The organism is Nakamurella sp. PAMC28650 (assembly GCF_014303395.1).
In the GTDB taxonomy this organism is placed as follows: Bacteria; Actinomycetota; Actinomycetes; order Mycobacteriales; family Nakamurellaceae; genus Nakamurella.
The window spans coordinates 859473-872269 of the sequence record NZ_CP060298.1; the positions used below are offsets into that span (position 1 = coordinate 859473).

Annotated in this window: 12 protein-coding genes and 1 pseudogene; 7 read left to right on the forward strand and 6 right to left on the reverse strand. The window is 68.4% G+C overall.

What is annotated here, in order from left to right; all coding sequences use genetic code 11:
• Positions 1–24: 24 nt before the first annotated feature.
• Both H7F38_RS03890 and map read right to left on the reverse strand, forming a co-directional pair.
• Complete coding sequence (locus H7F38_RS03890) at positions 25–192, reverse strand: hypothetical protein (RefSeq protein WP_187092945.1); 168 nt, start codon at positions 190–192, stop codon at positions 25–27.
• Between the two features lie 309 nt (positions 193–501).
• Positions 502–1308 (reverse strand): annotated as a pseudogene (gene map, locus H7F38_RS03895) (type I methionyl aminopeptidase).
• 68 nt (positions 1309–1376) lie between these two features.
• Between map and H7F38_RS03900 the strand changes: the two are divergent.
• Both H7F38_RS03900 and H7F38_RS03905 read left to right on the forward strand, forming a co-directional pair.
• Complete coding sequence (locus tag H7F38_RS03900) at positions 1377–1679, forward strand: helix-turn-helix transcriptional regulator (protein WP_187092946.1); 303 nt, start codon at positions 1377–1379, stop codon at positions 1677–1679.
• A gap of 52 nt (positions 1680–1731) precedes the next feature.
• Entirely contained in the window at positions 1732–1878 is a 147-nt protein-coding gene (locus H7F38_RS03905) for a hypothetical protein (RefSeq protein ID WP_187092947.1), read from the forward strand.
• A gap of 29 nt (positions 1879–1907) precedes the next feature.
• On the opposite strand, the gene H7F38_RS03910 is transcribed toward H7F38_RS03905, so the two are convergent.
• A complete protein-coding gene (locus tag H7F38_RS03910; RefSeq protein ID WP_187092948.1) occupies positions 1908–2789 on the reverse strand; it encodes an SDR family oxidoreductase in 882 nt (293 codons plus the stop codon).
• Positions 2790–2874: 85 nt separating this feature from the next.
• On the opposite strand from H7F38_RS03910, the gene H7F38_RS03915 reads away from it, so the two are divergent.
• Positions 2875–3453 carry a TetR/AcrR family transcriptional regulator gene (locus H7F38_RS03915; RefSeq protein WP_187092949.1) on the forward strand — a complete coding sequence of 193 codons (579 nt, stop codon included), beginning with the start codon at positions 2875–2877 and terminating at the stop codon, positions 3451–3453.
• A 456-nt stretch (positions 3454–3909) separates the two neighbouring features.
• On the opposite strand, the gene H7F38_RS03920 is transcribed toward H7F38_RS03915, so the two are convergent.
• Positions 3910–4587: a TetR/AcrR family transcriptional regulator gene (locus H7F38_RS03920; protein WP_187092950.1), complete on the reverse strand. Its 678-nt coding sequence runs from the start codon at positions 4585–4587 to the stop codon at positions 3910–3912.
• A gap of 126 nt (positions 4588–4713) precedes the next feature.
• Between H7F38_RS03920 and H7F38_RS03925 the strand changes: the two genes are divergently transcribed.
• The 3 genes from H7F38_RS03925 to H7F38_RS03935 all read left to right on the forward strand — a co-directional run bounded on the left by H7F38_RS03925 (position 4714) and on the right by H7F38_RS03935 (position 7536).
• On the forward strand, positions 4714–6159 hold the full coding sequence (locus H7F38_RS03925) for an MFS transporter (RefSeq protein ID WP_222618425.1): 1446 nt from the start codon (positions 4714–4716) through the stop codon (positions 6157–6159).
• A gap of 71 nt (positions 6160–6230) precedes the next feature.
• On the forward strand, positions 6231–6575 hold the full coding sequence (locus tag H7F38_RS03930; protein WP_187092951.1) for a hypothetical protein: 345 nt from the start codon (positions 6231–6233) through the stop codon (positions 6573–6575).
• Positions 6576–6663: 88 nt separating this feature from the next.
• Positions 6664–7536 (forward strand): SDR family oxidoreductase, encoded by an 873-nt coding sequence (locus H7F38_RS03935; protein ID WP_187092952.1) that lies wholly within the window; start codon positions 6664–6666, stop codon positions 7534–7536.
• A gap of 8 nt (positions 7537–7544) precedes the next feature.
• On the opposite strand, the gene H7F38_RS03940 is transcribed toward H7F38_RS03935, so the two are convergent.
• Complete coding sequence (locus H7F38_RS03940) at positions 7545–8312, reverse strand: VC0807 family protein (protein WP_187092953.1); 768 nt, start codon at positions 8310–8312, stop codon at positions 7545–7547.
• 346 nt (positions 8313–8658) lie between these two features.
• Here H7F38_RS03940 and H7F38_RS03945 point away from each other — a divergent pair, with 346 nt between their 5' ends.
• Positions 8659–9066, forward strand: coding sequence for a Rid family detoxifying hydrolase (locus H7F38_RS03945; RefSeq protein ID WP_187092954.1), 408 nt, complete (start codon positions 8659–8661; stop codon positions 9064–9066).
• Between the two features lie 112 nt (positions 9067–9178).
• Here H7F38_RS03945 and H7F38_RS03950 read toward each other — a convergent pair whose 3' ends face one another.
• Complete coding sequence (locus H7F38_RS03950) at positions 9179–12634, reverse strand: S8 family serine peptidase (protein ID WP_187092955.1); 3456 nt, start codon at positions 12632–12634, stop codon at positions 9179–9181.
• Between the last annotated feature and the right edge of the window lie 163 nt (positions 12635–12797).

A 12797-nucleotide genomic window follows, 5' to 3' on the forward strand; every position in this document is an offset into this window, starting at 1 on the left:
GCTCTCGGGATAGATCATCGCGAACTACCCCGGCACGGAATCCAAGGTGCGTCCCAACGGTTTCAGCGATATCTCGACGATGTCGTGGTCCACCTCGCGCACGGTCGTCACCTGATGGTCGTGCAGGGATACGAAGAAGCGCGCAAGAAACTCGCGATAGACGAAGAAGGCGAGTTTGAGGTAGGCGGCCATTTCCATGTGCTTGTGCAGCCCACTGCCGGCGATGGTGTGCCGCCATTCGGCGCTCGACCGGCCGCGCCCGGTCCAACAGGAAGTTCTTCTCCCGGCGGTTCCGGGCCAGTGCAGCAGCGCGCTCGAATGCTGTCAGGGCCTCGGCCGTCCGTCCCAGCTTGGCCAGGAGGTCGCCCCGGACGCTGGGCAGTTGGTGGTGCCCGCGCAATCCGGGCAGGTCGGCGAGTTCGTCGACGAGCCCCAGCGCAACCTGTGGGCCGTGGGCCATGCTGTGCGACGGCGCGGTTCGGCATACGGCGGCCGAGGTGCTCAGTTCCGCCGGCGCGTCGCAGAGTTCGGCGTCGGCAGGGTGAGGACCTCGACTCCGTCAGCGGTGATCGCGATCGTGTGCTCACTGTGCGCAGTACGGCAGCCTGTCGCACTTCGCAGCGTCCAGCCATCGGCGTCGGTGATCAGTTCAGCGGTATCCGCCATCACCCACGGCTCCAGTGCCAGCAGCAGCCCGGGGCGCAGCTTGTATCCGCGGCCGGGCCGTCCGGTGTTCGAGATGTGCGGGTCCTGGTGCATCGTCGATCCGACGCCGTGACCGCCGAACTCGGTGTTGACCGGATACCCCGCCTCGCTGAGGACCGAGCCGATGGCGTGGGAGATGTCGCCGATGCGAGCTTCGGGGCCGGCGGCGGCGATCCCGGCGTGCAGCGCGCGTTCGGTGGCGCTGATCATCGCGGCGCTCTGGCCGTTGTCACCGGGTCTCGGGTTGCCGACGACGAAGCTGATCGCCGAGTCTGCAACCACTCCTCGGGTGGAGACGGCGAGGTCCAGTGACAGCAGATCACCGTCGGCAAGCGTGTAGTCGTAGGGCATTCCGTGCAGCACCGCGTCGTTGACGGACGTGCAGATGTAGTGGCCGAACGGCCCGCGTCCGAAGGACGGCGCTTAGTCCACGTAGCAGGACAACGCTCCGGCCTCGACGATCATGGTCCGGGCCCACCGGTCGATGTCCAGGAGATTCGTGCCGACCGTGCTGCGGCTCCTCAGCGCCTGCAGGATGTCGGCGACCAGGGTGCCCGCCTCCCTCGCGTGGGGCAGTGCGGTGGGGCTGAGGATCGCGATCATGCGTGCGGCTTCTTCCTCGTGACCAATAACTATCCCGGTCATGTTATACCGGTACTATCATCGGCATCATGGTCAGATTGCCTCTCACCCCCGCCGAGGTCGAACGCGGGGAGCGCCTCGGCGCTCTCCTGCGTCGAGCCCGAAGGGAGCGCTCGATGCTCGATGTCGCGTTGGAGGCCGGTGTCTCGCCGGAGACCCTCCGCAAGATCGAGACCGGTCGGGTCGCCACCCCGGCGTTCCCGACCATCGCGGCGATCGCCGACGTCCTCGGTCTCTCCCTCGACTTGGTGTGGGCCGAGGTCAACCAGCCTGACGGTGGGGCCAAACCCACCAGATCAGGTCGCAAGGCACGTGAACGGCTGGCCTCGTAGGATTCGAGCCCGCTCCGCTCGTGTTCAGAACGGGGCGACGCCGGACCGGTCGATGAAGGTACCGGTCGGTCCCTGGCCACCGCGGGTCCTGTACACCGCCGCCGAGGGATCCGAGGCTGCGGACAAGCTCGACTTCCTGCGCGTCACCGCAGTCAACGCCGTCACCGCCGCGGCATCGACGCCCGCCGGATCGAGCTGACGGGTCCAGTTCGGCAGACGCCGCGCCGGTCAGGGCTGGATGTTCTCCAGGTCCTCCAGCAGGCTGAGGTGCGTGGGCTGCCAGCCGAGCGCCTCGCGGGTGCGGGCACTGGAGGAGGGCTGGTCCATCGCGAAGATTGCCCCCAGCGGGCCGAAGTTCGCCTCCGGCACCGACTCGACCGGCAGACCCAGTCGGCGGCCGATGACGGTTGCGATGTCGCGGACCGCGTCACCCTCGTCGCCGACGGCATGCCACGCGGTCCCGGCCGGCGCGGACTCCAGAGCCAGGCGGAACAGGACGGCCGCGTCGAGTGCGTGCACCGCCGGCCAGCGTTGGGTGCCGTCACCCGGGTAGCCCGACACCCCGGTCTGGCGCGCGATCTGCGTCAGCAGGCCGGCGAACCCGCCGTCGCCCTCGTTGTGGACGGTGCGCGGCAGGCGAATCGCCGCGCTGCGGACCCCGCGCGAGGCCAGAGCAAGGATGGCCGTGACGGTGCGTCCACGACCACCGACCGGCCCGTCGGTCGGTACCGCGTCGGCCTCGGTGGAGGTACGGCCCGGTACCCACGGCGTCCCCGAGACGGTGATCAGAGGGCGGTCGCTGCCGACGAGTTCCTCGCCCAGGGCCAGGAGGGCGGCGGTCTCCTCGGCCACCGAACGGGCCACGGCGGCGGCACTGCTGAAGTCGTTGCTGAAGGCGAGGTGGATCACGCCGTCCGCCCGGGCGGCGCCGCCGCGCAGGACGTCGAGGTCGGCGATACCTCCGCGGATGGTTTCGGCGCCGGCAGCCTCGGCGGCGCGTGCGGAGGCATCGGAGCGGGCGAGGGCGAGGACGGTGTGGGCGTGGCCGAGGAGCTCGGCCACGACGGCGGAGCCGATCAAGCCGGTGCCACCGGTGATGAAGACGCGCATTGGACTCTCCAAAAAGTGATGGGACTAGGGTCCCATCACTGTAGCAGAGTGACGGTACACAAGTCCCATCACCTACACTCGACTCATGACGAGATGGGAACCCGGTGCGCGCGAGCGACTGGTGCTGGCTGCCGTCGACCTGTTCACCGAGCAGGGGTACGACGCCACGACGGTCGCGCAGATCGCAGAGCGGGCCGGCGTCACCAAGAGCACCTTCTTCCGTCACTTCGCCGACAAGCGCGAGTTGCTGGTGGCAGGCCAGGACACGCTGGGCCAGCTACTGGCCGATGGCATCGCCGAGGCACCTGGTGATGCGAGTCCGCTCGAGGCCGTGGCGGCCGGTCTGGAGCGCGCATCCAGCGCGATGGGCCCGACGAACCGGGACCTCGGCCCACGGCTGAAGGCAGCCGTTGCGGCCAGCGCCGAACTCCAGGAACGGGACGCCCTGAAGAGCGTCGGCCTCGCGGCTGCGATGACCACTGCCCTGGTGGCCCGCGGGGTGCCAGACCCGGCCGCGCACCTTGCCGGTGAGCTGGGTGTCCTGGCGTTCAAGCGCGGCTACGCCGAGTGGTCCGAGGGTGATCGTGACGCCGACGACCAGCTCGCGCCGTACGCGCTGGCGGCCCTGGCCGAACTGCGGGCGGCGTCCATCTCGCTGGGCTGAGACCGGCGCAGCGCATGGACGTCTCGACCCCAGCCGTATCCCGGCCGTCGCGCGGGCCATCGTGGCCGGACCGGCGATCACCACTGGGCGGGGTGCACAAAAGCCGCCGCCGGTCGGTGCCGGCCACGGGCAACCGGACCTCGCCCACGTCGACGATGGGACCGGTCAGGAAATCCTCAGGTGCTCGGCCGAGCCAGCGGAGCATGAACAGCGCGTGCTGGCACGAGATCGCCTTCCGTCGGGAAAGTCTCATGATCGCTCCGCCGCACAACGGATGATCCGTCCGCTGCGCGTTGAGCTCCGAGGACTGCAACCACAGCTCGGCTGCGAGGGGGAACCAATCCAGCCTCTGATCCCGACGTTTCGCGTCGAGGGCGTCGAAGAGCCCGATGCAGTCGAACACCGGCAGGACCCGCATGTCCGGGAGCACAAACCCGGAGCCGGCCTCCGACCGCGTCAACCGATCAGATCCTCGACCTCGGCGCGGTAGAGCAGGCCCGGGTCGATGTTCGTGGCCTGGAGATGGCCGTCTAGTTCGAGGCTCATGATGCCGTGGAGGCGGGTCCAGCATGTCACGCCCAGACGGAGCGTCTCCGGCGGTAGAGCCGGATCGGTGGAGCGGCGGTGCCAGGCCTCGAGCTGGGCGGCCAGTGCCGGGGTGACCGCCCGTCCGCTGGATCCGGGGTGGGGCGACAGGCTGCCGAGCGCGTCAAGGAACACGTTCATGCTCCGCTGCGAGGCCAGGACGATCTCGTCCGAGGCGAGGCGGCCGGAGTCCAGCCGGGTGGAGAAGACCAGTCGGTAGCAGTGCGGTTGACCCAGCGCCCAGGCTCGGTAGGCGGCGGCCACGGCGTGGACGCGCGCCGGGCCGGACCTGTGGCGCCTGGCGGTCGCCGCCTCCAACGACCGGGCGAGATCCTCGTAGGCCTGCACGACCAGAGCGGCGAGAAGATCGTCGCGACCGGCGAAGTAGCGGTACAGCGCGGCTCCGGATACGGCCATCTCCTTTGCGATTGCGTTCAGCGACAGTGCTTCTGCGCCGCCGTCGGCGATCTGACGCAAACCGATCGTCATGATCTCCGCCCGCGTCTGCTCCCGGTACAGCTCCCGCCGGCTCAACGTCTGTGCGCCCATTCGATGTCCTCTCGATTGCTCCTTGACACGATGCTACCGCATGCTGCTAAGTTAGAGCATGTAACTACGCGAGAGTGAGTAACTAAGAGATCCACCCTCGATCCACCCCAGCAGAACGGAATCGACATGACCACTACTGCAGCAGCCGCCACCCTGACGAGCATGGACCGGCCGCCGGACCCGCGCCGGTGGAAGGCGCTCGCCCTGCTGGCCACCGCGGAGTTCATGGTGGTGCTCGACGCCTCCATCGTGAACATCGCGCTACCGGACATCGGGAATGGTCTGCACCTGGCCGCGGCCCACCTGGCCTGGATCATCACCGCCTACGTCGTCGCCTTCGGAGCGCTGCTGCCGCTCGGTGGTCGCCTGGCCGACCTGCTCGGACGCCGGATGGTGTTCACCGCGGGCATCGGGTTGTTCTCGGCCGCATCGGTGGCGGCCGGAATCGCATCCAACGGCGCCGTCCTGATCGGGGCGCGGGCACTGCAGGGGATCGGCGCCGCACTGCTGGCCCCCGCCGCACTGTCATTGGTGACCAGCACCTTTCAAGAAGGCAGGGAGCGCACCAGGGCCCTGAGCATCTGGGGTGCGGTCGCCGCCGGCGGCGCCGCGGCCGGTGTCCTGTTCGGTGGCCTGCTCACCGGCGGCCTGGGCTGGCGTTCGGTCTTCCTGATCAACGTGCCGATCGGGGTCGCCGTCATCTCAGTTGTTCGACGGGTGGTATCCGAAAGCCGGGCAGAGCGCACGGGACACCTGGGTGTCGCAGACTTCGACCTGCTCGGTGCGGCCAGCGTCACCGGCGGACTGGTCGCCATCGTGGTGGGCCTCTCGCAGGCCACGACTCGGGGCTGGACCTCACCGGCGACCCTAGGGCTGCTCGTCGCGGGGGTCGCGCTGCTGACGATCTTCGTTGGCCTGCAGGCCTCCGGCAGCCACCCCCTGATCCCGCTGCGCCTGCTGAAGCTGCGGACCGTCGCAGCAGGCAACGCGGTCATGTTGCTCACCGGCATCGCCATGCTCGGCCTGTTCTACTTCCTGTCGCTCTACGAGCAGATCGTGCTCGGGTACGGACCGATCACCGCCGGGCTCTCCCAGCTGCCGTTGGCCCTCGCGCTGATCCTGGCGGCCGGAATGGCTGCACCGTTGATCGCACGATTGTCCGACCGCGTCGTGCTGACCGCCGGCCTCCTCGGTCTGGCCGCCGGACTGACCTGGTTCGGTACTGCACCGGCGCACGGTAGCTTCCTGGTCGACATTATCGGCCCTTCAGTACTTGTCGGCATCGGGCTGGGAATGGCGTTCGTACCGATCACCAGCATCGCGGTCGCCGGTGTGCCCGCCCGGGATGCCGGCGTCGCGGGCGGACTGGTCAACACCAGCCAGCAGATCGGCGGCGCACTGGGACTGGCCGCACTGGCCACCCTGGCCAACTCCCGCACCCATTCCGCCGCGGCCACCCACACCGCGCTGTCTGCGGTGAACTCCGGTTACTCCTCGGCCTTCCTCGCCGCCGCCGCCGTCGCGGGCGTCGCGTCGCTCGTCGCCGTCACCGCCGTCGGCCGCCACCACTGACCCGCAGAAGGTCTCGCCCCCGCACACCCCCGAAGCAGCCCACCGAAATCCCACCCGAACGGAGCTCCACCATGACCACCTCCTCCTCACCAGCCACCGTCACCGCTCGCCGCATCCCGCGCTACTTCCTGATCTCGGCCTGGTCCATCCCGGTCCTGGTCGTCGGCCAGTTCGCGATGCTCGCCATCATCCCGGTGGTGCTCGTCCTGGCGGGATCGCTGCGCGATGCGCGCCTGCGGACCGTCCGCCGGTGGGCCATCGCCCTGGGCGTCGTCTACGCGACGCCACTGGCCATCTGGCTGATCCGGCCGGACGGCGCCAAGAGCGTGTCGAAGGACATCAATCCGATTCTCGTGGCGCTGATCGCGATGGCCGCCGCCATCGTGCTGGTCCGTACCCACCGTCGGAAGATCTAGTTCCCCCAGGCCTTCTCGCCACGAGCTCTCCCACCAGCCCTGTGCACCACGCACTGCCACCCGACCCCAGACCCGAAGGAGCACCACCATGAACGACACGACCAACCCGATCCTGGTCACCGGCGCGACCGGCAGCACCGGTTCCGCCATCGTGAAGAGCCTGACCGACCGCGGTGTCCCGGTCCGCGTCATGGTGCGCAAACCCCCTGCAGCAGGCGCTTTCCCATCCGGTACGGAGACGGTGCTCGCCGACTTCGACGACCAGGGGTCGCTGGCCGCGGCGTTGACCGGAGTACGCCGCGCGTACCTGGTGACGCCCTCGTCCGAGCGGGCACAGGAACAGCAGGACCGCTTCGCCGACCAGGCCGCCGCATCCGGCGTGGAGCGGCTGGTCGTCCTGTCGCAGCTCGGCTCCGCATCGAACTCGCCCGTGCGGTTCCTGCGTTATCACGCCGCCGTGGAGCAGCACATCCGTGACATCGGCGTCGACTACACCTTTCTCCGGCCGAACCTGTTCTTCCAGGGCTTCCTGGCGTTCGCCGGGCTCATCGCCGGGCAGAGCATGTTCTTCGCGCCGATCGGCACCTCGGCGATCAGCGCCATCGACGTCCGCGACATCGCCTCGGTCGCCGCGGCCGCTCTCGTCGAAGACGGGCACCACCGGACCACCTACACCCTGACGGGGCCGGCCGCGATCACCCACGACGAGATCGCCGAAGCGTTCAGCACAGCATTGGGCCGCACCATCACCTTCTCCGACGCACCGCCGGAGCAGTTCGGCGCGGCACTGCAGGGGATCCTGCCGTCCTGGCAGATCGACGGCACGTTGGAGGACTACGCCCACTACCGCCGCGGCGAGGCGGCCGACGTGTCCACCGCGGTCATCGACGTCACCGGCACGCCGCCCAGGGACATCGCGCAATTCTGCCGTGACTACGCAGAGAGCTTCCGCGCCCGTTGAGCTGGGGATCAGGTGCCCGTCGGGGAAGCGCCCGGTGCTCCCGGATGGTGGGACATCTCGGCCTCCCGGCTCCGTGCCTGTCCCTCCTTCTTCGCTCTCGCCGAGAGCACCGCGGTGATGGCCATGGCGAGGACGAACGCGACGATCGGCAGGATCTGGTCGTAGTTGTATCCGGTGCTGAAAGGAGTCGCGGCGATGATGGCCGCAGTGACGCCGGCCTGGAGGAGGAAGATCGAAGCCCAGGCGATCGAGATCAGGTAGAGGGAGCGGCGGAACCCCGCGTAGGCCATCCACATCTTGTCGAACACGGCCATGCCTTCGCGGGTGCCGTCGGTGCCGTAGCGCTGGGCGAAGTAGAACAGCACCGGTCGGGGTGCGAACAGGCAGGACAGGCCGAAGATCAGCTCGATCGCCGCGGTCACCCCGCAGTCTTTGTACAGCAGCACTTTCGGGGCCGTCGACCCGGCGATGGCCACCAGGGCCGAGAGCACCGTGAACGCGAAGATCGCCGCAGAGGCGCCGCTGAACTTCCGGGCCCGGATCCACACCACCCCAGCCCCGACGATCGGTGCGACGCTCCCGGCGAGGTACGCGCCGACGTCGCTGCCGCCGCTGTTCTTCACCACCCGGAACACCGCGATCGCCCCGCCCACTTCCAGCACCGTCACAGCGACGTTGAACACCATGCCCTTCCGCGCGGGATGGGCCGCCATCTCCCGCTCGATTTCCTCCCGTTGTGCCACTGCCACAGCCGGAGTCGTACCTGCCTCGTGCATCAGGAGTTCCTTTCGCTCGGTGGGGGCCCAGATCCGCCGCCGCCCGCCGTTGCAGACGAATCGCGGTCCCGTGGCACCCTCGTTGCCATCCGACCGACCCGCGCAGAACACCCCCGGCGCGGACCCGTCACGAAGAGCATCGCAGCAACCGGCCCGCACTCCCCATGACATCTCTCACGGGTTCGGCAGCGGATCTGACGCCCAGCTCCGACTCGACATCCGAACACGAAAGAATTCGCCGGATCAGCCAGATCGAGGATTCGACACGCGGGTGTCCCGCGCCCTGCCATGATCTGGGGAGACCGCGGACACCCGTGGCCGGACCCGATGTCGAGGGAGTGCTCACATGGTCGACCCACGTCGGTCCGTCACGAGCGACCTGGCCCCGGCCGCGCTCGGGCCGTACAGCCAGGCGATCGTCGCCAGCGGATTCGTGTTCTGCTCCGGCACCGCCGGTATCGACCCGGCAACCGGGGTCGCCCCGGACGACATCGCCGAACAGACCGAGCAGGCCCTGCGCAATCTCGGGGCGATCCTCGAGGCGGCCGGATCCTCGATGAAGAATCTGGTGAAGACGACGATCTTCTACGCCTCGGTCGAGGACTTCTCGATCATCAACGAGGTGTACGCGCGGTACATGCCCGATCCGCCCCCGGCCCGCTCTGCGCCGGCGAACGTCCAACTGCCACGCGGGCTGAAGATCTCCATCGAGGCGATTGCGGTGCTGCCACCGGCGACGAACTCCCTTCCCTGACGGCCGGCGGGTCGGGAGCCCGTCGGCCGGATGCCGAACACCCGTCCTCGGGTCCGGAGTGGACCCGAGGACGGGTGTTGGGTGCTGACGGGTGGGACAAACCTCGGGGGGGTCAGCCGATCTGGTAGGTGTACGGCAGGCTGACCAGCTCGTCCCCGGTTGTGGTGAAGAAGTCGAACGTGTCGATGTAGACGTGTCCGGTGACCACAGTGCCCTTGGATCCGGACGGCGTGACAGCGAGCATGATCGTTCCGGTCGCACCAGGGGCCAACGTGAGCGGAACCGGTGCCGCGTCGGCCTTCGAGGCCAACGCACTCGACACCGTTCCGCCCGAGCCGGACGTGGCAGCGAACTTCCGCTGCCCGGTCCCGATCATCGCTGCGATGGCCGGATTGGTCGCGGTGTCGACACCCTGGAGCCACACATCACCCGTCGAGGACATCACGGCCGGATCGAAGAGCTGGCCGTGCGCCACTGCCGCCACCGACGCGGTACCCGGAGTCGAGGCTCCGGCGAACGGCCCGGTCTGACCGATGTCGGTGATCCACAGCCCGGGCGAGACCTGGGCGGCATCGACCTGGACCTTTGCGCCGTTGCCCTGCGCCGCCGAGTAGACGTCCGGTTCGCCGGAGCTGTAGAACACGTCCATGTTGACCGGCTGGTCCGCCGATGTGGCGAACGTGGCCTGGGTGGTGTCCGTCGGGACCAACCAGAGCGGGTTGACCGTCGAGGCCTGGGGCAGTGCGAAGGTGCTGTTGCCCGACAGCTCGGCCAGCGGGATGTCCCCGGTCTTCTTCGATCTCGCGTCGGCGAAGTACGTCTGCGGTACCGCGCTGGTGTTCTTCACCCGCACCTTGACCGAGACGCTCTTCCCGGCAGCGAGCACGGTGCCAGCGCTGTTCGGGAGTCCGGGCGCGGACACCCTGACCGAGTTGTAGTTCACCTTGACCGTGAAGTGCTGCTGCAATTCGAACCCGCTGACGGGGTTGGCCGTCACCAGCGTGAAGATCCACCGTCCTGGCATCGGGCTCCGGCGGTCGATCTGGAAACCGGCGGCGTTCGGTGTACCGGCAGTGGCGGCCGCGTTCGTCTTGTACGAGTACACCTGACCGTCCGGGGCCGTCAGCAGGCCGAAGACCGTGTCGTTGGGGTCGGAGTCCAGAGTGACCCCGAGGCCGAGATCCTTCTGGCCGCCGGGCACGTCGAGGTAGTAGATGTTGCTCTGGGCGGGTAGCACCCCTCGCCCGTTGCCGCCGGTGATCACGCCCTTGAAGGTGGTGGATCCGGTCGGGATGACGGTGCGTACGGTGAGCGGCACCGAACTGGTCAGACCCAACGCCGTGCTGAGCTGGACCGACGCGCTGAAGTCACCCGGTTGCGCACCGAGCGGTACCTTCACGTTCACGGTCCTGCTGGCTCCGGGGGCCAGGGTGACCCTGGACGGGCTGACGGAGCCGTAGGTGGTGAATTTCGAGGTGCTGATGCCGTAGGTGATCTGCCCGTTGAAATGGCTGCTGGTGGACAGGGCGAAGTACGCCGTCCAGGTACCGAAAGCCGGGAACCTGACGTCCGAGTGGCCATGGTTGGCGGAACCCTGGGGAATGGAGTAAGCCGAGTAGGTCCCCCGCGGATCGATGAGGATGATCCGGCTGGCGAACGGTGCCGAAGCGGCCGCGATGGAGACGTCGAGCCGGTCCACTCCGAGTGGCACCGAGAATTTCTTCGCCACCCAGCTCCGGGAGATTCCGAAGCCGTCGATGTAGGCCGGTGCGGTCGCTGTGTTCAGCGAGACGGTGCCGGTCGCACTGCTGACCGTCCGCCCCAGGGTTCTGGTCGCGAGGGCGACCGTCTGGGTGCTGCGGCTGACGTTGCGAATGGTGAGCGGGGTGGCCGCCGTGCCGCCGGGATTGCCGGAGACCGACAGCTGGGTCTTGTCGACGACCAGGGCGGTGCCCTGGGGCGCCGGGCTGCCGTTGGCGTCCTTCCAGCTCATCGCCGCCCTGACGGCCGACAGGGTGTTGAGCAGACCCGAGCCCTGCTCGTAGGCCGGGTGGCCGAGATCGGTGGCGGTGCTGGTGATGAACCTCTTCACCAGGGCCGGAGTGGGCCGGGTCCCGTGGTGGGACTGTTCGTAGGCCTGGATCACCAGGGCAGCGGCGCCTGCGGTGAACGGCGAGGACTGGCTGGTTCCACCGAACTCCTTGATGCCGGACGGCGCGCCGTTGTTGTCGGTGCAGTCGAGGTAGATGGCGGTGTTCGGCGTGCACAGTGCCCACCCCAGATCACCCGGAGCGGCCAGGTCGGGAACGGTACCCTGCTGCGTGACCCCACCGGAGCTGAGTCCGGAGATGTTGTTGCTGGCCCACGTGCCGTTTCCGAACTGGAATCCGGACTCGGTGGTCTGGGCGTAGCTCCGGAAGGCCGTGGTGGCGGCGACCGAGATGGCTTTGCTGCCACTGGCCGGGGACCCGATGGTCCCGGTCGTACCGGCGTCGCCGCTACTGGCGACGACCGTCACGCCGGCGTCGACCGCTGCATCGTCAGCCAGCGAGATGGGGTCGTTCCCGTTGTCCGGGTAGGGGTTGCTTCCGAACGACTCGTTGATGACGTCGACACCCGCGACGTTCACGGCGTAGTCGATGGCTTCGATGAAGCGCGACGTCGGAGCGGTCGCTCCGCCGCCGAACACCTTGAGTCCCACCAGGCTTGCACCCGGCGCGATCCCGCGGATCTGGATGTTGCATCCGGCCGGCAGGGGGTGGGCGACGTTGACGTAGTTGGCGAGGTCGTAGACCTGGCGGCCCTGGGCGGCGATCGAACTGGCGTCGCCGAAGGCTTCCTCTGCGCTGCTGGGGGCGTCGGGACCCTCGCCCGAGAAGTCCTGGTAGTCGGTGAAGACGTGGCTGCCGTCGGCCCGGATGAAGTCGGGGTTGTTGATGTCGATGCCGTCGGCGAGGAAGGCAACCTTGACGCCGGCCCCGGTGACCAGATTCTGGGCCTGCGGTGTCGTCGACGTCGGGAAGGCGGTGTTGGTGAGCTGCAACGCTTCCGGCTCCAGCAGCGGCTTGGCCGGGTTCGGCGGGCAGACGGTCGCGGGCGGCGGCGCGGCCGCCGCGGCGGACGCCTTCTGGGTAGGTGCGGCCGCCGGCTTCTTGATCTGCAGGTCCGGATAGACCGCGGCGACCGACGGATCGGCCGACAGCTGCGCGATCTGGGCGGGCGTCGCCGTGGCGGCGAACCCGTTCAGGGCCTTGAACCCGTGGATGTTGCGCGCTCCGACGCGTTGTGCCTTCGCGATGATAGGCGCTTGATCCTGCTGCGCGGCAACAGTTCTCGGTGAGGCGCGGTCCTTGGTGATGGCCAGGTTGGAGTGCTGGTTCTTGAGGACGACGATCACGCCGTGCGCCGCGGCCGCCGCGGAAGCCGGCGTCACGGCCGCCGGTGCAACCGGTGTGGCAGCTCCGACCGGCGGTGCGGCAGAGGCCGTGGTGGCGCCGATGGTCGCCAGCACCAGGGCCACCGTCGCTGTACCGGCCAGCAGGACACGGGTGGAGAGAGACTTGTTCATTGAGCTCCCGGACGAAGAGGCATCGACTCGAGCGAGGCGAGCAGTAGGTAGCATGTACAGCGCAACCCCGGGATGCAAGAGGTATTCATAATTTGCGTAGCGAAATCTTGGTGATGTCCGAATTTGGCATCTGATTTGCATAAGAAAGACCCATCTCACGACG